We start from the raw sequence: 21,296 nt of genomic DNA on the forward strand, positions 1-21,296 counted from the left end.
TTGTTTATGAGCTACTATGAAAACTTCCATTTTAACACTTAGTTGCACTTGCTATAGCCGCACTGACTACACTGCTTACAGCCCTCAATATTAATCAATGCAGCGGCGCCGCAAGACGGGCAAAGATCCTTGGAGCTTAAGTCGTTAATAAGCTTTCCGTCAACCGGCTGTTCGAACATAGCGTATTGCGCATAGCCACTAGTAGCCGTTAAAGCATTAACCGCATGCTGCTCCCCTTCCCTTCCAATATGAAGCTCCAGCGACTTAGCCACTGCATCGGCAATGGACTCCACCCGATTCACGCCGAAACCTATTGCTCCGCTTCCGCCGATGCCCTTCAAGTGCTTGATCAGCAGCTTCACTTTGCTGCCGTGGTCGCCATAACGAAGAAAAAGCGAGCAGACCCTCCCAAGCGCCTCGGCCATCGCGAAAACATCCGAGCCTGCTTTGCCGACATTCAGGAAAATCTCGGCCGGCGTGCCGTTCAAATCATTAATTGTGATATAGGCCATACCGAACGGCGTATTCACCTTATATGTCGCGCCTCTTAGCACTTGCGGCCTACGCTTGTATTGCTTGTCAACCACCTGATCGGCATGAACGGCGGGAATGGCCGACTCAACCGGTTCGGAATCAAACCCGACATAATCCTCAACCTGCGAAGCCGTGTTTCCTGCATCCACAGTCTCACCGCCGGCTTCATTGCTTTCTTCCTTCTTTGTCGACAACACCTGCTCATCCCGACTGCCGTCCCGATAGATCGTTACGCCCTTGCAGCCTAGCTCGAACGCTAGCTCATACAGCCGCTCGGTTTCTTCCACGGTAAAATCAGCGGGACAATTCGCCGTCTTCGAAATTGAGCTGTCAACCCACTGCTGAATCGCGGCCTGCACCCGGATATGATCCTCCGCTGACAAGCTCATGGCGGTCACGAAATATTCCGGCAGCTCCGCGCCTGGATGCGCATCCTTCCATTCCTTCGCAATTGGCACGTACTGCGTATCGAAGCCTAGCCTGCTTTGACGGTAATATTCGAAAGCAAAATACGGCTCAATCCCGGTGGAGGTGCCAACCATGGTTCCCGTGCTGCCGGTCGGCGCCTGCGTAAGAACCGTCACATTCCGCATGCCATTTTCTACAACAGCCTCTCCAATTTCCGGAAACCCGGCTATCATGTGCTTCATAAAACCGCTTTGAACAAATTTATCGGCATCAAACGCCGGGAACGAGCCTTTCTCTGAGGCGATCTCCGTCGAGGCCAAATAAGCCTCACGGGCCATAAAGCCGTACAGCTTATCCAGAAAAGCCAGCGACTCCGGGCTTCCATATCGAATGCGGAGCTTGATCATCAGCTCGGCAAGCCCCATCGTGCCAAGTCCGATCCGGCGTTCCAGCATTTGGTTCCGCTCATTCTCCTCGAAGTGATACGGCGTCTTATCGATGACATTATCCAGAAAACGAACCGACCAGCGCGTCACCTTGGCAAGCTCATCCCAATCGACATCATGCTTTGAAGAGTCATAGAACTTAGACAGATTAACGGCGGACAAATTACAGACGCCCCAGCCGGGAAGGCCCTGTTCTCCGCAGTTATGAACAACCATGCCGTTAGCTATTAACGAATGAGTGACTGGCTCTGTCACATCATATACTTGCACGAATTCATCAACCGATACGGAAACCACTTTAGCTATAAACTTCTCATTTTTACTTGATTTATGTGAAATTCTTTCAAGAGCTTCTTGTTTTCTTAGTAAATATTTAAATCCGATTTCCTCTTTAAATGTATGAATATTGTTACCTGACAATATCAATTCGTAAAAAGGTCTAGATTCGCAAGAACGATGCTCCCCATTATGATTTAGAGAAGAAAGAGCTTGTTGCTGTCTCTTATTTCTTTTACAGATGTGACCGTGTATTCCAAAGTTCAATAATAAAAGCTGAACATCCTGCAGTAATTTTAAGGATGATGCTGCAAGGCGTACCGAACGATGCATAACATCATTTTCATATACAGTTCCATCAGCACTGAACAATGCCTGTAGATAAGCAGCAACTGTTTCCTTAGCTGCTGTAAAGATACAAGCAGGAACTTCCTTATCGTAGGCAGGTACAGCTTTCACACCTAGGTCCATTAACTTCTCACGAAATGCCCTCCGCCACCAATATATCTGGCTAGTTCCATTTTTCCTCGTGAACAGCTTTGCTTCTGCACCGCTTAAGTTTTTCCCTGCTTGGATTATATGCGGAATGATTTCAGAATCGTCTTGGCCGAAAACCATACCAATATCACCGCGACTGGAAAGCCATCCGTCACCGGTTAACCAACCTAAAAACATTCCCCATTGCTCGCCTAGCTGATCCCGTTCAACAAACAAGCCTTTACCAGATTGAATATAAACGACGTCTTTTGGCTTAAGCTGCTGCGCCTCCCTCCAGCCTTCTGCGGTATAAATCCGATGCTCAGGTGTAACTTTGAGCTCCATTCCGTTATTTAACTCAATTTTGAGCGTTTGCTTTAATCCGGTTGGAAATACCGATCCGGAACGTATACTTGTTCCCGTAACTTCATAGGAATGGCCGCCAGCGACCTTGGCTTGCTGTACCAATCGTTCATCTGTAACTACGTTAAAGGACTGGTTTCCAACTTTCTTATACAAATCCTCTATTCTAATCAGTCCGAATTGTGTAGATATACGCGTATCTGGATGAAAACAAGGATTCGTACTAATAATCGGATTAAAATACCAGCTGTTCGACATTTGGTTGTAGTATTCCATGAACACGACACCAGGTTCAGCGGATTTCCATGCCGATTTAATTACGGTATGCCATATGTCTCTCGCGCGAACGGTTTTGTAATAAATAACTTTTTTACCAAGCCGCCGCCACTCCTCGAGGTCTCCTGTCCACAGCTCGTTATAGCCCTCTTCCTTCGTATCAGGGAAAACTAACTCCCAGTCCAGGTCCTCCTTCACCGCCTGCATGAAGGCATTGCTCACGCAAACGGATAGGTTCGCGTTCGTGACCTGTCCCATCGTCTGTTTCACCGTAATAAACTCCATGACATCGGGATGCCAGTCGTTAATCATCAGCATTAGTGCACCTCTTCGGCTGCCACCCTGCTCAATCAAGCCCGTTGTATAGCTGAACAAGCCTCCCCAAGACACCGCGCCGCTGGAGGAGCCGTTCACGCCGGCAACAATGGAGCGTCTCGGTCGAAGCGAGGACAGATTCATACCGACACCGCCGCCGCGAGCCATAATTTCCGTCATTTCCGCGAGCGTCTTCATAATGCCTCCTCTGCTGTCCTTCGGTGATGGGATCACATAGCAGTTAAATAACGTCAGCTCCTCGCTCGCGCCCGCACCCGCCGCAATCCGTCCCCCGGGAACAAGCTTCCAGTCGTCCAAAATGTATCTGAATTTCTGCTCCCAATCCTTCTGCGTCTCTGCGCCGCTCTCCACAGACGCCATCGCTCCCGCCAATCGGTCCCACATCTCCTCGGGTGTTTTCTCAATCGTAAGCGAAAGCTTATCCACACTCGAATCGATAAGATCGCCGCTGCTAAGCCGCACCTGCACAGCATTACCCTCGCGGGCTATGACTTCTCCGACCTCTTTTGCCGGAAACTTCGGATCATCCTTCGTCAGAACAAGGACGACATCACCAACCTTTGTCCCGCTTGTATCCGCATTTTTCCAAGCATACCGATCCAAAAAGATTTTTTCGCTTAGTCCCTCGAGTCGTTTCCCGCGCGTAGTCTCCATCGTCTTTCATTCCTCCTTCATTTGTTTGAAGCTTCCCTGTACTACACCTATCTACCACAATATATTGTGTTTTGAATCGATTATAGCATACTATATATCGTTATCCATCCTGCTTAATGGCTAAATAGAACTGCCCATTCTCTGTAGTCTGTCTCGCTCACTCTTTGGCTTGTCAGCTCTCTTTTTTGGGCAGCTTCTTATTATTATTGAACGATAAGGAAATACTGATTACTACTTATCCCTTATACTGCGGAAGGAGCAGCATCCGATGTCAAATCCCAATACGCCGCAGGCTGGCTTAGCAGACGCTAACACATCCATAACGGTACGAAAGCTTCATCCTCTTGTAGATTTGCAGTGTGACCGCACCTGGTTCGACGAGCTTCAAAACCGCTTGACACACAATGGTCCATGGGATAATTGGACCTTATATCAGCTTACTATGGAGGCTGAGCAGGCAAAACGAATCGAAAGCTTCGAGCAATTACTATGCCTCCGCTCGCTGCCATCGTTTGAGCCGATGCCTCATCAAATCAGCACTGCACGAAAGGTCGTCCATGAAATGGGCGGGCGCGCTATTCTTGCGGATGAGGTCGGGCTCGGCAAAACGATAGAGGCCGGCCTTGTGCTTAAGGAATATATCGTTCGCGGCTTAGCCAAACGCGTGCTTATCCTCGTGCCTGCGTCTCTCGTGCTGCAATGGGTTCGGGAGCTGAATCAGAAGTTTGGCATCTCAGCCATCGCCCAGAAGAAGGAGCATACGTGGGGCTACGACGTTGTTGTCGCTTCAATCGACACTGCCAAGCGTGATCCGCACCGCGAGCTTGTGCTCAGCACCGATTATGACTTGATCATTATCGACGAAGCCCACAAGCTGAAAAATAAGAAAACGACGAACTACCAGTTCGCTAATTTGCTGCGCAAAAAATATTGTTTACTGCTTACCGCAACCCCTATACAAAATGATCTTGATGAGCTCTATAATTTGATCACCCTGCTCAAGCCCGGCCAGCTTGGCGGACAAAGCGATTTCGCGGCTAACTTCGTCGTTGATAAGCGTTTGCCAAAAAATGAAGACCAGCTGCAGGAGGCGCTCTCAACCGTTATGATCCGCAATCGGCGCGGGGATGGCGGCATTCATTTTACAAAGCGTTTTGTCAAAAATGTTCCGCTATCTCTTTCTGAAGACGAAAAGGCGCTGTACGATGCGGTCACCGGCTTCGTGAAGGAGCGTTATGAGGAAAGCGGCGGCGATATGACGAGCATGCTCTCGCTCGTTACGCTGCAGCGCGAGGTGTGCAGCAGCCGGGATGCCGTGTTCTTAACGCTCGTTAATTTGTTTAAGAAGACAGCGGAAGACTCGCCGATTCGTCCAAAAATATGGGAGCTTGTCGAGAAGATCAAAAACATCAAAGCAAATACGAAAGCCGAGAAAGCGATGGAGCTTGTCAAGTCATTCAACGACAAGGTTATCATTTTCACAGAATACCGGGCTACGCAGGAATATTTGCTGCAGTTTTTCCGTGCGCAAAATATGGTCGCCGTCCCCTATCGCGGCGGGATGAACCGAGGCAAGAAGGATTGGATGATGGATCTATTTCGCGGCCGCGCTCAGGTACTTATCGCAACAGAAGCGGGCGGCGAAGGCATCAACCTTCAGTTTTGCCACCATATGATCAATTTCGATTTGCCCTGGAATCCGATGAGAGTCGAGCAAAGGATCGGTCGCGTCCATCGTCTTGGCCAAAAGGAGGACGTGAAAATTTATAATTTGTGCACGCTTGGCACGATCGAAGAGCATATCGTCAACCTGCTGCATGAGAAAATCAATCTTTTTGAGCTTGTGATTGGCGAGCTGGATCATATTTTGGAGAAGTTCGAGAAGGGCGATGGCTCATTGGAGCAGAAACTCGCCAAAGTACTGCTGGAAGCGGGCAATGACTCGGCTTTGAAAGAGCAGCTGAACCAGCTGGGCTCCTCGCTCAGCCGCATTCGCGATGAGGTCCAGACCGGGCATAATCCATACGCACCCGCTCCTGATCTGGTTGTTAATTTGGATACGCTTGGAGAAACCGTGGAGGTGAAACCTTGAACGAGAAGCAGGTCCACAAATTCGTAAACCGTTACCTGGAAGCGACCGAATGCGCAATTTTAGAAAAATCACCTTCACATTTCACCGTTAAGCTCTCCCCGCATGCAGACCGCGAGCTGACGAATCGTCCCTATTATTGGAGCTTCGTCGATCGGGTGGGCGCCGAGCCGGAGACGATGACCTTTCTGTTCGTTACGGACAAGCAGAAATACGACGCTGTCGAAGAGAGCAAAGCCGCACAGAAGGCGGCCGAGCTGCAAGACCCGGCCCTTACCGCACAGGATAATGCGGCGAATGCGGCACTGGGCCGTTCGCTAGGCTTTATACATGGCAGCCTAGCTGCGCCTGCTCGCGTGCCTCGCGAGGATTTATATTTTGGCGCGCGCAAGCTGGACCAGCTCTTCGATGCGGCGAAGGCGAAGGGCAGCTTCGTCTATTTATTTCAGGAGCCGGACAAACGCAATAGCAATCCCTTCAGCTCCACACCTTATACCGCATGGATCGGCATTAATATGCGCGTTGAGTTTGCATGCGATCGAAAACGGGAAGAAATTCATTGCTTTGGCGTGTCCCTCGCCACAGGTCAATGCGTGGAGCATTTTTACGATCGGCTGCTTGATCACAAGCTTACGCCGCGGCTTCCTCCCAACATACATGTGACCAAGAACGGGATCTCCTTCAATAAAGCGCTTGGGATCGTCGAGCAGGCGCTAGAGCGCAAGCTGCGCAGCTATGATTACAGCTGGGCGGCGGACGCTTCCGCTAGGCTGGAGGAGGAGCTGGAGAGAATCAGCAGCTATTACACTCCTCTTCTCAATCATGCGCTTGCGGAGAATAAACCGGTGATCGAGGAGCAGTTCAAGCAGCGGCAAGAGGAAATTCGTTGGCAATACCAGCCGCGCGTGACGGCATCCGCCATTAACTGCGGTATCTTTCATCTGGAAGGAATCGATTGACAAACATTAGACCTATTTCCAAGCCATACGTCAAAAAAAGGCGGTTCCCGGGCTGTGCCGCATGACAGGATGCTACAGCCTTCTTATAACTTGTCCCTTACAATGAAATGGAGGTGAATTTGATGAGAAAATTATTCGTAAAAATAACGGCTGCGTGCTTACTAGCCGCCATTGCGCTTTATGCCGGGGCATTGCAAGCACGGCAGCCCATAGCTGCTGCGCCCGCATCTGTCACACAGCCGCTTCAACAGCAAGTCCGGCATTGGGTGGACGAGCTTGCAGAGCAGCCTCATTTCACGGAATGGAAGCGGGCGTCCCTGCATATATCTCCCATTGGACCAGGAACGCACAGCTGGCTTGTACTTGTAAAACATAATAATGATACGATCGGCTACTTGGTTGTCAATGCCATCGAGCAAGGGGGTTACCAGCTAGGCGAGTACGGCACAGGCAACCATCCAATATTCGATCAGCAAACCTTATCGCGTTCAATCAAGCAGCTCGAGCTGATGCAGCCAGCTGAGCAGATCGAAGCGCTTTACGTACACCCTCTGCTCGCCGCATGGAAAGTAACAGTTAAGCAAGAAATATTTTATACAGACGCTGCAAGCGGAGAGCTGCTCCCTGTTCAGCCTGCCGACTGGCTTGCACAAGCCTCTGTTTCATTAAATCATCCCGATAAAGAGCAGGCTCCAGCAACCGCCAATTTGCTTAAGCACGTTACTTTATCCTCATTTGATCGTTTTGCGAAGCTGCCTTGGTTAACGAAGGAGCCGCTCCATGTGAATACCAGCTCTTACTCATCATTATTTAAAAGCTTGAACAACAAAGAACAGCTCCGCTATGCCGCTGAGCTGTTCGATGGCCAAATGCTGTATGTGTGGTCCGTCGTAGGCTACAATAAATGGGATAATGATCATCTTTACCTTGCGCTTGAGGAAGGATTAGATGGTACAGAACGCCGCTATATTCCCCTTCAGCTGCTGCTCGAGCTGGGACATTTTTACCGATGACGCTGCTCCATTCGACCACGCCACCATAACATCAAGCTCATCGGCCCCCAGCCGAACCACCGCGTCAGCCAAGGCTCTCTTCGTGCTTTGGCTGACGTTTTTATTTGCTTTCGTTCTTCCTTAGGGGTCTCCAAATAAGTTAAAAATTGCTCAGCCATATATTTCACATATTCGTCGCTCTTCGCCATGCTCTCACCCCTCTCCTTTTCATTATTGCTGATGCTATAAGCTTTCCCCGGCCGCTTCAAAAGTAAACATGCATGAGTTTCCCTCCAAACAGCCACGCTAAACCTAAATCACATGGATCTGGAGGCACACTTATTATGCTTCGTAAAATGATACTTGGCTTTATCGCGTTATGGATGGCAGGTGCCGCCAATGCAGCTGCGTCGGACAGTGCTTGGCCGATGCTGCCTGCAGCCTCTAAACAGGATTGGGTATTGCCCTCTACAGTAGTCATTATTGATGTTGGTCATGGCGGCGTGGATGGCGGCGCTTCAGCAGCTGATGTGCTGGAGAAGGATATTAACTTGGCTGTAGCCCGCAAGCTTTATTTGCTGCTTCGCAGCCAAGGAATCGATGCCGTCATGAATCGGACGGGCGATTACGCATTAAGCAATGACAATCGCTGGCATATTAGCCGCTCCAGACACCGCAAGGATTTATCGCAGCGAAGACAGCTTACCGAGGAAATCGAGAGCGAGCTGCTCGTTAGTCTTCATGTCAATTGGTCCAAAAAAAGCTCCCAGCGCGGTCCGCTTGTCCTCCATCAGAACCGCGGGGAGAGCGCATTGCTTGCCTTCTCCATTCAAGATGCGCTAAATCGCCTGCAAAATACTGCTTACCTTCCTCGCGAAGGAAATCCGTTTTATTTGCTCAAGCGTGTTAAGCAGCCTGCCGTCATTGTTGAAATGGGCTTTATAAGCAGCGATGCTGATCGCGCCATGTTAACCGATCCGCATCGTCAACAGCAGATTGCTGCTGCCATTGCATCAGGAATTAGGCAATATAAGTGGGTCGTTCATTGATTCTGGCATGAGCTCTGTCAGCTTTACGAATTGCGCGCTTTGCTGCATTACAGGAATAGACTGCTGAAGGACCGAGGCTGTCTTCTTCCCGGGTGGTCCAACATGTCCGATCGTAATGCAGCTGGTGTGCGATTCCAAATGCTTGCGAAGCACTCCGATTTGCTTGGAAATATGCTCCACCGTATAGACATCATCAAGAAACACATTATTAGACACAATCGGGACGTTAAGCTCTGCCGCAATTTTTGGCACTACCGTCTTGAAAGTCGTTCTACTGTCGAGGAAAAACAAGCCGCGCTCCTTACACACGCCAAGCACGATCCGCATCATCCTTTCATCCGCCGTAACCTTGGAGCCCATATGATTATTCATACCGATCGCATGAGGCACGTCATCAATGGCAGCCTCGACCCGCTTGCGAATTTCGGCATCGCTAAGGTCCGTCGTCAGCGCTCCAGGTCCAAGCCAGCTCTTCCGTCCTTTATTAGGCTCCATAGGCATGTGTACGATGACGTCATGTCCGAGCCGGTGCGCCTCCTCCGCATCCTGCTTCGTCGTCGGCATGAACGGCATAATCGCCGCCGTGATATGGATCGGCAGCTTCATCATCTCCGCCGTGCCGCTCATCCCGTTGCCAAAATCATCGATAACGATTGCGATGGTACGCTGCTTCTGTTGTTCTTCCGCAGCCGCAAGCTGTTGGGCTGGCTGAGCGCTTACCGTTCCATTGCCGGTTATGCTGCCTGTGCAAAGTACTGCGAGCATGAACAGCATTACTTTCAGAATCTTTCTGTCTCGAAGCTGCTTTACGATCACCTGATCGCCCTGTTCGTTCTTTCTATTGTCATCCTCATACTGCATACGCATAACTGCACACACCTCTCACTTTTTTACACTCATTGTTTGTGTTGAGCGTGCAAACTATGCTAAAAATATTTTATCAAGAAATAACTTGACTATGCGGGATGTCACATGATAAGATATTTTCTGTTGACACGTTATATGCGGTCGTGGCGGAATTGGCAGACGCGCTAGATTCAGGTTCTAGTGGTGTAACAGCCGTGGAGGTTCGAGTCCTCTCGACCGCACCAAATGTCACAGACCCCAGCTCATGAGCTGGGGTCTTTGTTCTTTTATACGATCTTTTATGTTAATTCAATGAGTAGCCGTATGGTGTTATTGTACTCACTAATACTGTAGAGCACAAAAAGGCCGTCCCTAAAGGACAGCCCATTCCTGCAATCTCTTAGTCAAATAAATCTCCGAAAACGTCAAGCACGGTTTTCTTCTTCTTGTAAGGGCGGCCATATTTGTCATAGCCATGTTTATTATGACCATAGCCTTGATTGCCATAGCCTTGCTGGCCTTGGCCTTGTCCCGATCCGTACACGGGTGGAGGTGTTGTGCCGTAACCAGGACCTCCCTGAGGAGCACCAAAGCTGCCCGGCTGCTGATTTCCATACCCTCCCTGCTGACTATTGCCATAAGGAGCGCCGCCTGCCGGCGGCTGCTGATAGCTGCCAAGCTGCTGCTGCATATCCCGAACACCCTGCATCAGCTTATCCAATTCTCCACGGTCCAGCCATACCCCTTTGCAATCTGGACAAACATCAATGAGGACATCGTCCTTCAACACCTCACGCATACGCACATCTTCACATACTGGACATTTCATTTCGCTGCACTCCTTTGTGATCATTTTATGAAATAAAGCTATTTTAGATTTATGTAGCATCCTCAATCGGGCTTGGGCGTTCTTCTGAGGCTGGCACGTAAGTATACTTCCGGCTCACCTTCACCACACGTCGATTCGGACGTCTAATCACGACCGTCGAATCGTCCCATGCAACAACGATACCGAGAACATCATTTTGTTCCATACCGTCCCGCACAACTCTCACCGTCTCACCGCTAATTCGGAATTGATCCAATTGTTCTTCATTAACCATATCGTTGCCTCCTGCCGCCATTTCTTTCGCTGCGTTACTATTGAAAAACCCCAATGATTGCTTGCGCAATGCATTGAGGTCCATTTCAATTCCCATTACCATTCATTCCGTTAGCCGGCATGCTCTTTCGCATCGTTGGTTTCATACCACTCATCCAAAACGCGCGAGGACATGACTCTCTTGCCGATATATTCGCTCTGACGGTCAGTAAATTGCTCCCGCCATTCAATAGATAACTCGTCGCACAGCTTCACAATCGTGAGCAGCTCAGACCAGGCTACATAGCGTTTGTACCAGAAAAACTGCGGATGCTCAATCATATAAGGATATAAATCATCAAATTCGGTGTGCTTGCAATCTAGCGCACGTTCAAAATGAATCTTCGCGTCACCCAATTTTGAATACATAAACTCTGCAGACATTTCCCCCATAACGTGTGCCTCCCCTCGATCATCTCTGTATTATTATAAGCGATAAAGATGGATGGGAAAAGACCATTTGTGCTGGAACATCTTACTCAAATTTAATTTCGCCATCATCAAGCGACGAAATACGTACGAGCGGCTCCACCCGAATGCCCTGCTCCCTAAGCGTTCTTCCGCCTGCCTGGAATGACTTCTCAACCACGATTCCGAAGCCGACAAGCGTCGCGCCCGAACGCTCAATAATTTTGATTAGTCCGCGTGCGGCATCGCCATTAGCGATAATATCATCAATAAATAGTACCCGGTCCTCTTGCGCTAGAAACTGCTTGGAAACCATAATATCAGTAACGATTCCTTTTGTAAAAGAAGGCACTCTCTCGACATAGGCGTCTGGGTCCGCGATCAGCGTTTTTTTGCGTCGAGCAAATACAAGAGGCACTCCCAGCACGTAGGCTGTCGCAAAGGCCGCTGGTATGCCTGAGGATTCAACCGTAATAACCTTCGTTATTTTCTCTTCTGCGAAGCGTCTTGCGAACTCCTGTCCCATTTCCATCGTCAATGCAGGGTCGACCTGGTGGTTAAGCAAAGCATCAATTCGAAGTACATCACTCGACAATACCGATGCTTCCGCCAATATGCGTTGTTTTAAGCTTTCCATCTTCCATAACCTCCACCAAAATCCTTTTCGTTAACGTACCATAGGTAAGGCAATAAGTGCAACCATATTGCTAAGTTCAATAGAGATCAGTACTGATTAGGAGCAGTACTTAGCAAAAATTTCAAATCCATGAAAAAAAGGAGAAACTTTCCCCTTCGTTGACACGTCATATTATAGAGAGTTTATATATAATGTCATTTACTTTTATATATACATTTTAAAGGAGTGCTGCTCATGAACCAGATACGCAAAAAAACTGCCAAAACTGCTCTGTTTGCGGCAACCGCCGCGCTTGCCCTGCTGCTTGCCGGCTGCCAGAGCGCGCCTGCTGCAGATCCTCTCAAAAGCCAGGACCCGAATAACACAAGCCCTAATCAAGTGGGGAAAGAGCCGGACACTCCCCAGAAAACCTATTCTGATGAGCAAGATCAAGAAGGGTCAACGGATGAGCTGCTTGTAAATGGTGCGGATACGGAAAGCGATACGAATGCCGAAACCTCGGCCATCCGCGGTACGGATGATTCGAAGGCTGATGTAAAGATCGAAAGCGAGGATACGGTGTGGTCCTCAGTTAAGCCCATACTGCAAGGCATTGCAATCGGTGACAGCGCTTTGAAGGTATCTGAGCTTCACGGCAGCGAGATCGACAGCTACACGCTGGAGGAAGAATCCGATCGTATTCAAGTGCTTGAATATGATGGTTTTGCTATCGGCATCAATAACATGAAAACCGTTCAATATGTTGAAGTCTATGGCACTGGCATTTCTGCAGGACTTAGCGGCTTACAAATCGGCGACAAGCCCGATACGGCATTGAAATTGCTTGGCAAGCCTGAGAAGCAAACCGCTTATCTGCTAACGTACGAAGCCCAGGGCGCACTCCTTAAGATTGATTTGGACCCGACTCATCTTGAAATCGTCTCCATTAAGCTGCTTTCTCTCCATTAAAACCGCTGCTGCTCCTAAGACCAGTCCAGAAGCCACAGCCCCATCAGGGCAAGCAGCAATATCGGAAACGTAAACAGCAGCCCGTATTTCGTATATTCACGCCAGCTAATCGTAATCCCGCCCTGCCTTACTAACTGAATCCAGAGCAGCGTGGCGAGCGACCCAATCGGCGTAAGCTTTGCCCCAACAGAAGTGCCTAACAAGCTCGCATACGGCAAATAAGATGGACCGTCTATCTGTTCAATCGCGAGCGATGAGATCAGTACTGCAGGCAAGTTATTAATGGCTGCAGCCAGCAGCGCGAATAAAAAACCGGATCCGATGATGCCTGTGAATTCGTTCTTATCCGCCGCAAGAGCAATGACCGATGGAAACCATGCTGTCGCTCCATGAACATGCAGGCTGTATACAATCAGATTCATCGACAAAGCGAATACGATGATCAGCCATGGCGCACGCAGAATGGTCTGCTTGAAGGACGCGTTCCCCGCTGAGGCGGCCGCGAGCCATTGCACCGCTGCGCAGCCGAGCGCAACCGCAGCCACTGGAATGCCGACGCTTTCCGATCCGAGATAACCAATCATCATCAGTACGATAATGAACCAAGACAGCCTAAACAATGGTTTGTTGCGAATAGCCGACGCAGGCTCCGGGAATAATTCCGGCGCAAGCGCTCGGCTTTCTTCTCGTTTGATTGGTTTTAGGAACATAGCTGTCGTCACAGCAATCGTTGCCCCAATCGCCAGTAATCCTGGCAGAACCATTCGCGATGCATACTCCCCAAATGAAATATCAAAGAAATCCGCCGTCAAAATATTCGTTAAATTACTCATCATCAGCGGCGCACTTGCCGTATCCGCCATGAAGCCGACACCGAGCAGGAAGATCAGCCTTCCGCCGCGGGACAGCTTTAACAAGGCTGTCACCTCCAGCACGATAGGCACCATAATCAGAATGGTTCCGTCATTATTGAAAAATACTGTAATCAGAGCTGCGAGCAGCGATAATCCGATAAACAGCATAAGCTGACGATGATGAAAGCGATGGACAAGATGAAGCGCGGCCCATCTGAAGAAGCCATTTTGATCAAGCAAGGATGTAAAGATCATGATACCGATTAACGAGAAGGTCGCATTCCAGACAAACCCCCAAATATATGCCGCGTCCTCAGGCTTGAGAAGCTGTGCGGCAAACAGAAGCGCAGCACCTGCCAACGCAATATAAGCTTCATTTATACCCTTCGGCTTTGTAAGAATGAGTGCCAGTGCCGTGAAGAATACGGCAATCGTGATGAGCATAGACATGACCTGAACTCCTATCTAAATTTCACTTTCAAAATATTGGGTACCTATTCCGCATAAAAAGTCATGCCTGTCCCGTTTTGGACATACCTTCTTAATAGAGAAGAGTGAGCGAACGGAGGACGGTAGACGATGTGGAAACGTACTGGGAAGGTGCTGCAGATCGCTTCAACCTACATGGGAACTATTGTAGGTGCAGGCTTTGCAACCGGTCAAGAAATATTGCAATTTTTCACCCGCTTCGGGTATTGGGGCACGGTAACGATTGCCGTGTCCACCTTTTTGTTCATCTGGCTCGGAACAAAAATGATGCTGATCGCAAGTGAAATTCGCGCCAAATCATACGAGGATTTAAACAAAGCGCTGTTTGGCGAAAAATATGGTCGCTGGATCAGCCACTTTATGCTGGTTGTGCTGCTCGGCGTAACGGCTGTGATGCTTGCGGGCGCGGGAACTATCTTCTATGAGCACTGGAACATCTCCTATCAATCCGGACTGCTCATCACCATAGCGGCCTGCTACTTCTTGCTCCGCAAAGGCATGAGCGCTATTCTAATGGTCAATGCGATCGTCGTTCCGATCATGCTGCTGTTCACCGTGCTTATTATTTTGAATACGTTCCAAACGCCCGGGGCTGATAAATTCATTACCTTGACAACCGATCATTCCATATTTGCGGCATGGGCAGCCCCTTTTCTCTATACCGCGTTCAATTTATCGATGTCGCAAGCTGTGCTCGTCCCGCTTGGCGCTGAAATTCGCGACCGCAAGACGATCATAGCCGGGTCCTGGGTAGGCGGTATCGGCGTGGGCTTCATGCTGATGGCCGGACATATCGCCTTGTCCGTGCATATGCCCGGTATTCAGCAGTTCGCAATTCCGATGGGCGGGATTGCCCGTCAGCTTGGATACAGCGTGCAGTTTATTTATATTTTTATTATTTTTGCAGAAATTTTCACGACGCTCATAGCCGATATTTACGGGCTGACGCTTCAGCTTCACGAACGGCTCAAATGGTCCCGCAGCCTCATTGTTCTAATCATTCTTGCGATTTGCTATGTGGCCAGCCAAATCGGCTTCGGCATGCTGCTCTCGACGCTATACCCGCTGTTCGGACTAGTTAGCTTCGGATGGCTTATTCTTATTATTCGGAAAAAGGTTGCCCCGGGTTAAATAGCAGTGAGAATTAGAAGCTGCAAGTGTATAAAGACGCAATACATCTTACATTTGAACAAGCAAGGCGTCCTTGCAATGCTCCAGCATGGCATCTCGAATATGCTCGTGACAGGTCATCACAATGATTTGTCTGTCACCGGCAAGCTCCGCAACCATGCTTGTGACCGCATGCAGCCGCTGCCGGTCAAAGTTTACGAACACATCATCCAACAAGAGTGGAAGCCTGACTGATTGCGAAGCCTCCTCCGCGAGTGCAAGCCTCATTGCCAGATAAACCTGCTCTGCCGTGCCGCGGCTAAGCAGGCTGCTGTCAATTAAACGGTGATCGGATGCTTCCAAGCGGATCGACGGCTCGCCTGGCGTCGCCAGCACGCGAATATACTTACCGCCCGTAAGCTTGGCGATATATCGTGAAGCATTCCGCAGCACAACCGGCTGGCGCTCCTCCTCGTAGATCCGTTTCGTGCTGCGAATTAACGCCGCACTGATCGATAACACGGCATAACGCTCCGCATCCGCAGACAGCTGTGCAATGGTCATCTCCTTCTGGCTGAGCAGCTCCTGCTGCTCCTCCTCCTTCAGCAGATGCTCCATCCCCTGCCTCAAGCTTCCTCGCCGCTCCAGCTGCTCCTGTCTCCGCTCTTCCAGCTGCAGCAGCTCAGCCTGCGCTGCAGCTTGCAGCTCCGCAAGCTGCTCTTCGTCATTCGTCTTGAACAGCTCAGCAAGCTCAGCTATACGTCCCAGAGATAGACCGGCCGTTATTTCCAGCTCCAGCCTGTTCAGCTCCATATCAAGCTCGAAAGCTAGCTGACGATGCGTAAGCGCCGTCTCATATTGAAGCTCGTTCTGGATGCCAGCTGCGTCCATTTGCGCTGCCATTGATGCATGCAGCTCCTGCAGACGCGTCTCCGAGGCGTCCAGAGCCAGCTGCAGCTCAGCGCGGCGAGCCTCCATGCCCCGCGCCTCCTGCAGGGCTGCTGCGTGCCGTCGTATCTCAGCATGCAGCAGTCGCAGAGCGAGTACGGGATCAGCCGCGAGCAGACGCTCCGCTTCCTCGAATCCCTCGCACAGCGCAGCCGCTTGCGATGTGAAAGCGGCCACCTGCTTGCGCGCGGCGGCTTGCTTCGCCGTCAGCCGGTCGTACTGGCGCAGCCGCTGCAAAGCTTGCTCGGCAAGCTCGAATGCTTCGAGCGCCGCTGAAGGCGACATCGCCTCCGGCAGTGCGCGAGCTGCAAGCCAGCCGGCCCATTGCCGGGCGGAGGCTTGTCTGGTCTGTGCCGCGGCGGCAACGGCCTCGCTGCGCTCATGGGCGAGTGCGCGCAGTCGCTCGTGGCGCCGTGCGAGCTCGCTGCGGTTGTCACTGAGGCGCTCGCCGTGTTGAAGCGCCTCAAGGCGTGCTTCAACAGCTGCGAGCAGCTGCGTGCGGGCTTGCCCCGCTGCGAGCAGATGCTCGGGCGAGCTGTGATGCTTCGCAGCCAGTAGCGATGCTGCGGCCTCCGATGGCTCGCGCACGATCGCCTCTAATGCCTGATGCACTCGCTGCTCGCGCTCCTCCAGCTCCGCGTCTTGCTGCACGCTGCCCGAAGCCGCTGAGCCTCGGGATCGCCCGCGTAGGCGGCTGCCTCCGCTCACCTTCGTATCCCTCTCTCCAGCGACCAATCCGCCTGCTCCACGTCTTGCATCCGTTTGCATTCCATCACCGCCCCGGCTTCGCCATATCGCGGCCACCGCTAGTGCCAGCGCCGCTATCGCCAGCGCCAGCGCAGCAAGCCCGGCTCCGCCGGCTGCTTCGCCTGCGGCAGCCCCGCTAAGCGCAGCCGCGCCCAGCGCCAGCGCAGCTCCCGCCGCGCCTGCCGCTGCAGCCCACAGCGGGCCTGCTCCGCCCCGGCCCGCAGCTGCCGCGCCGCGGCCAGCCGCCTCGCTTCCGCTCGCGGCTCCGGCGGCGCCGGCAACGCGCGCCCGCTCGATCTCCCACTCGCGGAGCGCCGTATCCAGGGCGTTCCACGCCCCCTTCAGCGCAGTCCGCGCCCCCGGCAAAATCTCAAACCCCGCATCGCCATGCTCGCGGCGTATTGCCTCGCGTTCGATCGCGGACTCCGCATCGGCAAGCGCTTCCGCCGCTTCACGCTCCTGCTGCTTAATCGCCTCCAGCTCGGCGGCGAGCCGTTCCTCCGTCCGCGAATGCTCCAGCTCCTGCTGCCTTGCGCTTCTCACATAATCACGGTCCGCCACTGTCACATGAAATTCACGAAGCTGCCGCTCCGTCCATTCCGGCGCAATGCTGCTTACCAGCCTTGCAATCGCATCATCCTGCTCGCGAAGCTCATTGTCTTGCTCCATACTGTCATGCTTCAGCTGCCTGATCGTTTCGGCCGATTGCAGCAGAGCCTCCGTTTCATCCGAAATTTGGATGAAACGTTCTTCATAGCTTACTGCTTCCAGCTGAAGCTCAAGCAGCAACAGCTTCTGCCGGCTCTTCTCGGCATCCTCCCGGCATTCGGACCGCAGCCTAACGAGCTCTTCCCAGCTTTTTACCGCTTCTATCGGCAAAGCAGAGGCATAGGCGACTGCCTGACGCTCCCGATCCAGCTGCTCCTTTCGCAGCCACAGCGACCTGACAGTGCAAGCCTTATGGAGCAGCTGCTGCTGTGCCTTCTTGATGGGAAGCTCCTGCTCCAAGTGATGCAAGGAATGCTCCAGCTCCTCCAGCTGCCGCATTAGTTCATTATAAGCAGCTATCGCATCTGTCCGCTTCCGCAAAGCAGCATCAAGCTGCTCAAGTGTTTTCAGCTGCTGATTCATCTGCTGATTGCTTCCGCGCGGCTTAAACAAAACATCCATTTCCTGCATTAACCGTTTCTCCGCAGCCGCAACCGACTTCCCGCTATCCCAACCGGCTTGGTACAAATAACGGCCTAGCTCATCGCCTGACAATGCTCCGATTTCCTGCAGCTCTGTCAGCGTAACGGCAAATAGCTGCCGATACAGCCGATCGCTGATGCCGCCTAGAAAGCGGCGTTCCCATTCCGGCTGAAGCAGCACAGCCTCATCCGCTAACGCACCATTCTCTTGACCTAACCCGCGACCGCGTTCCGTTCCTCTTCCGTAAGCTTCCTCATCGCTTCCGATCCTGCGCAGCTTGAGCTTCCCTGCTCTATCCGCCGCATATCGCTCAAGCACATAAGACTGGCCTGTGCTGTCCGCAAAAAACATTCGGCCTCCATGCTTGCCGCCATTAACCGGCTCTTGGCGCTCTATAAATTGCGTACGCTTAGCGAACCCATAAAGCATGGTCCGGATGAAGCTGAACATCGTGCTTTTGCCTGCCTCATTCGGACCATAAACGACAATCACGGGCGCATCGAGATCCAATTGCCGACCGACCAGCTGCCCAAATCCATCCACTTCAGCTCTCAAAAGCCTCACGTCTCATCGCCTCCCGTAACTTTGCTGAGCAAGCCCGCTTCTTCAGCATTAACTCTCCATGTCGGTCTCATGGATTAACCCCAGTGTCAGCTCGCGCGCTTGCTCCAGCCAGCGCACGGGGAGCTCGTTCAGCTCATCCCGCATAAGTCTGCCAAGCTTCGCATGTGCGGCGATCGGACCAACTGCCGCACTCGCGAAATCACGCCAAGCTGCATCGTCCAGCCCCAGTCGCTCGCTTAGCCGCGCAAGCTCGCCTGCAAAGCTGTTTTCTGCCGTCAGCTCCTGCCAATGAATCATTGCACTCGTATTCACCTCTAGACGATGTACATAAATCCACGTCTCTCCCTCAAGCTGCAGCACCTCCTGCAGCTGTTCAAGGAGCGTTTTTACAACAGCCTTATCCGACAACGATTGATGAAGCGGTCCTCTCCCAATCAGCTCAAAACGAAGCATAATCGAACGTCCGTCAGCCTCTGCGGCATAACGCTCGCTCACCTCAATCATTTGCTGCAGCAGCGCCTGCTCCGTTTCAGCCTTATCGATTTCCAGCTTATGGTCCAGCCAGCGCACCGCATCAAGCGGAACAAACGTGAGCTCCACGGCCCGTGCCGCGGTGACATCGACGATATAGCAGCCTTTTGCCCCCGTTTCACGCGGGTTCCTGCCTTGGGTATTGCCGGCGTATACGACATGTGGGTACTCATGCAGCACTCTGCGGCTATGGATATGTCCGAGCGCCCAATAATCAAAGCCTTTAGCTCCAGCAAGCTCAACCAGCGTGCAAGGCGCATAAGGATCGTGAGAGCCATCACCGTCTACATTGGCATGAAGAAGCGCGATATGGAACGGTCCCTCCGGCTGAATGCGATAGGACGCCGCCCAATTTTCTGTTACCGTTCGCCTGCCATAGGATCGGCCATAAACAAAAGCAGCCAGCTCACCGCTTCTGCGATAAGCCGGCCGATGCGCCATCTGCTCCGCTCCAAAAACATGAACGTTCGCTGGCAGTTTTAAATCAGCTCGCGTGCCGTTTAGTGGATCATGATTGCCATGTATAACAAATACGGCTATGCGCTGCTCCTCCAGCCGCTCCCACTCCCGCACAAGCTGAAGCTGAGCTTTGAGAGAGCGGTCCGCCTCATCGAACAGATCGCCGGACAGCACAACAAAATCAACCTGCTCGCGTATCGCTGTCTCCGTCAATTGACGCAAAGCTGAGATCGTTGCCGCCATCAGCTGCTCCCTCACCTGCTCAGGAGCCTTCGCCAATCCGCGAAACGGACTATCCAAATGCAGGTCTGCCGCATGGATAAATCGAAAGGGCGCCGTCATTTTTCTCTCTCCTAACCCTACCTGGATTTAGTCATTCTAATTACTCAGGCTTCATCTGAAGGTACACCTTCTTAAGCTGCGAAATGACGCGCTGCAGCGAATAAACCTTCTTCGCTTTCTCAGAGCCCGATCTCGCCAGGTTATACCGGAACACCGGATCGGTCACAACCTTCTCCAGCGCGGCGGCCAGAGCGATCGGGTCCTCCGGCGGGACAAGCAGTCCGTTAATGCCGTCATCGATTTGCTCTGCGATTCCGCCTACATTCGTACCGACCAACGCCAGCAAGCATAAGGCGGCTTCCGCAAATACCGATCCGAAAGCCTCCGCCCGCGATGGAAGCACGAATACATCGAAGAACGGCATAAATTCCTCCGGGTGCAGCATATAGCCATAAAAAATAATGTCATCGTACAAATCAAGCTCGACTGCGAGCGCCTCAAGCTCCTCGCGAATCGGACCGTCCCCTATGATATGAAGCACAAATGGATGGCCTTGCTTTTTTAGCTCTGCGCATGCTTTCAGCAGAATATCGAGCCCCTTCGCCGGCACGAGCCTGCATACTGTAATAAACTGCGTGACTGCGTTCTCATGCGGCATTGGCTTGAAGCGCTTCTCGTCAAAGCCGTTCGGAATAACCTTAATGCGCTCAGGATGCTTCACATATGCGCCGATATAGGACCGGAACGATTCCGAAACCGTAAGCAGCAGATCTGCCTTCGCTTCGAGCTCTCCATAAATACGTGTCAGAAACTGATGCTCTTGCCCGCCCTCTTTTATTTTCCCGTTCAAAATCAGCTCCCGTTCGTAGCTCGAGTGAATCGTAACCATGAGCGGCGTATCCGGGTATAGCTCCTTCATAGCAAGCGCGGCGATCGGATGATGCGCATGAATAATATCGTACCGTTTTTTGAGTCTCAGCTTTGTCCACCAGATATAGTCCCGGTAGGTTTGTAAATACTTGTCTATCATTGCGTTTCCAATATATTCACTAGAATCGAAGGTCTCGAATACGACCTCCTCCTGTCCCTTGCTCCTGACGCGCTTAGGCAGCGAGAACAGCTCCATTTGCCAGCCTAGCTTAATAAATCGATCTTGAATGTATGGGACCATCGAGGATACCCCACCCGGCTGCTCCGGAGGAAAAAATAATGCTTGTAAAATATTCATTCGGTCCATCCCTTCAACGTAATACATAAGCAAAAGCTATTCGTCTACCGTAAA

Annotated in this window: 17 protein-coding genes and 1 tRNA gene; 7 read left to right on the forward strand and 11 right to left on the reverse strand. The window is 51.6% G+C overall.

Features of this window, described 5'->3' with window-relative positions; genetic code table 11:
• Positions 1-38: 38 nt before the first annotated feature.
• Positions 39-3,770 (reverse strand): LAGLIDADG family homing endonuclease, encoded by a 3,732-nt coding sequence (locus ACO9K6_RS18090; protein ID WP_424768954.1) that lies wholly within the window; start codon positions 3,768-3,770, stop codon positions 39-41.
• 268 nt (positions 3,771-4,038) lie between these two features.
• Between ACO9K6_RS18090 and ACO9K6_RS18095 the strand changes: the two genes are divergently transcribed.
• The 3 genes from ACO9K6_RS18095 (at position 4,039) to ACO9K6_RS18105 (ending at position 7,831) form a co-directional block, all read left to right on the forward strand.
• The gene (locus ACO9K6_RS18095; RefSeq protein ID WP_424768955.1) at positions 4,039-5,862 is read left to right on the forward strand and encodes a DEAD/DEAH box helicase; all 1,824 of its coding nucleotides are present in this window, start codon (positions 4,039-4,041) and stop codon (positions 5,860-5,862) included.
• Positions 5,859-6,818, forward strand: coding sequence for a YqhG family protein (locus tag ACO9K6_RS18100; protein ID WP_424768956.1), 960 nt, complete (start codon positions 5,859-5,861; stop codon positions 6,816-6,818). Before ACO9K6_RS18095 ends, ACO9K6_RS18100 begins: the two co-directional genes overlap by 4 nt.
• Before the next feature lie 122 nt (positions 6,819-6,940).
• Complete coding sequence (locus tag ACO9K6_RS18105) at positions 6,941-7,831, forward strand: hypothetical protein (protein ID WP_424768957.1); 891 nt, start codon at positions 6,941-6,943, stop codon at positions 7,829-7,831.
• Here the strand turns inward: ACO9K6_RS18105 and ACO9K6_RS18110 are convergent.
• The gene (locus tag ACO9K6_RS18110) at positions 7,822-8,019 is read right to left on the reverse strand and encodes a YqzE family protein (RefSeq protein WP_424768958.1); all 198 of its coding nucleotides are present in this window, start codon (positions 8,017-8,019) and stop codon (positions 7,822-7,824) included. The two genes, ACO9K6_RS18105 and ACO9K6_RS18110, sit on opposite strands and share 10 nt — an antisense overlap.
• Positions 8,020-8,154: 135 nt before the next feature.
• Between ACO9K6_RS18110 and ACO9K6_RS18115 the strand changes: the two genes are divergently transcribed.
• Positions 8,155-8,859: an N-acetylmuramoyl-L-alanine amidase family protein gene (locus ACO9K6_RS18115; protein ID WP_424768959.1), complete on the forward strand. Its 705-nt coding sequence runs from the start codon at positions 8,155-8,157 to the stop codon at positions 8,857-8,859.
• Here ACO9K6_RS18115 and ACO9K6_RS18120 read toward each other — a convergent pair.
• Positions 8,824-9,720: a divergent polysaccharide deacetylase family protein gene (locus ACO9K6_RS18120; RefSeq protein ID WP_424768998.1), complete on the reverse strand. Its 897-nt coding sequence runs from the start codon at positions 9,718-9,720 to the stop codon at positions 8,824-8,826. The two genes, ACO9K6_RS18115 and ACO9K6_RS18120, sit on opposite strands and share 36 nt — an antisense overlap.
• A gap of 143 nt (positions 9,721-9,863) precedes the next feature.
• Here ACO9K6_RS18120 and ACO9K6_RS18125 point away from each other — a divergent pair.
• Positions 9,864-9,950, forward strand: a tRNA-Leu gene (locus ACO9K6_RS18125).
• Positions 9,951-10,105: 155 nt separating this feature from the next.
• Here the strand turns inward: ACO9K6_RS18125 and ACO9K6_RS18130 are convergent.
• The 4 genes from ACO9K6_RS18130 to ACO9K6_RS18145 form a co-directional block, all read right to left on the reverse strand.
• The gene (locus tag ACO9K6_RS18130) at positions 10,106-10,534 is read right to left on the reverse strand and encodes a TFIIB-type zinc ribbon-containing protein (RefSeq protein WP_424768960.1); all 429 of its coding nucleotides are present in this window, start codon (positions 10,532-10,534) and stop codon (positions 10,106-10,108) included.
• A gap of 49 nt (positions 10,535-10,583) precedes the next feature.
• Entirely contained in the window at positions 10,584-10,808 is a 225-nt protein-coding gene (locus ACO9K6_RS18135; RefSeq protein WP_424768999.1) for a hypothetical protein, read from the reverse strand.
• Positions 10,809-10,918: 110 nt separating this feature from the next.
• Positions 10,919-11,239, reverse strand: coding sequence for a hypothetical protein (locus ACO9K6_RS18140; RefSeq protein ID WP_424768961.1), 321 nt, complete (start codon positions 11,237-11,239; stop codon positions 10,919-10,921).
• An 82-nt stretch (positions 11,240-11,321) separates the two neighbouring features.
• Complete coding sequence (locus ACO9K6_RS18145) at positions 11,322-11,891, reverse strand: xanthine phosphoribosyltransferase (protein WP_424768962.1); 570 nt, start codon at positions 11,889-11,891, stop codon at positions 11,322-11,324.
• A gap of 234 nt (positions 11,892-12,125) precedes the next feature.
• Between ACO9K6_RS18145 and ACO9K6_RS18150 the strand changes: the two genes are divergently transcribed.
• Entirely contained in the window at positions 12,126-12,839 is a 714-nt protein-coding gene (locus ACO9K6_RS18150) for a hypothetical protein (protein WP_424768963.1), read from the forward strand.
• A 14-nt stretch (positions 12,840-12,853) separates the two neighbouring features.
• Here the strand turns inward: ACO9K6_RS18150 and ACO9K6_RS18155 are convergent, their stop codons facing one another.
• On the reverse strand, positions 12,854-14,143 hold the full coding sequence (locus tag ACO9K6_RS18155) for an ArsB/NhaD family transporter (protein ID WP_424768964.1): 1,290 nt from the start codon (positions 14,141-14,143) through the stop codon (positions 12,854-12,856).
• A 129-nt stretch (positions 14,144-14,272) separates the two neighbouring features.
• On the opposite strand from ACO9K6_RS18155, the gene ACO9K6_RS18160 reads away from it, so the two are divergent.
• A complete protein-coding gene (locus ACO9K6_RS18160) occupies positions 14,273-15,313 on the forward strand; it encodes a YkvI family membrane protein (RefSeq protein WP_424768965.1) in 1,041 nt (346 codons plus the stop codon).
• Positions 15,314-15,361: 48 nt separating this feature from the next.
• On the opposite strand, the gene ACO9K6_RS18165 is transcribed toward ACO9K6_RS18160, so the two are convergent.
• Genes ACO9K6_RS18165 through ACO9K6_RS18175 form a run of 3 tightly spaced genes read right to left on the reverse strand, consistent with a single transcriptional unit; the run spans position 15,362 to position 21,242 of the window.
• Positions 15,362-18,742, reverse strand: a complete 3,381-nt coding sequence (locus ACO9K6_RS18165; RefSeq protein ID WP_424768966.1) for an AAA family ATPase — start codon at positions 18,740-18,742, stop codon at positions 15,362-15,364.
• Between the two features lie 48 nt (positions 18,743-18,790).
• Complete coding sequence (locus ACO9K6_RS18170) at positions 18,791-20,074, reverse strand: metallophosphoesterase family protein (RefSeq protein WP_424768967.1); 1,284 nt, start codon at positions 20,072-20,074, stop codon at positions 18,791-18,793.
• A 40-nt stretch (positions 20,075-20,114) separates the two neighbouring features.
• The gene (locus tag ACO9K6_RS18175; RefSeq protein ID WP_424768968.1) at positions 20,115-21,242 is read right to left on the reverse strand and encodes a glycosyltransferase family 4 protein; all 1,128 of its coding nucleotides are present in this window, start codon (positions 21,240-21,242) and stop codon (positions 20,115-20,117) included.
• Positions 21,243-21,296 lie beyond the last annotated feature (54 nt).

The organism is Paenibacillus praedii (assembly GCF_049725345.1).
Taxonomy (GTDB): Bacteria; Bacillota; Bacilli; order Paenibacillales; family Paenibacillaceae; genus Pristimantibacillus.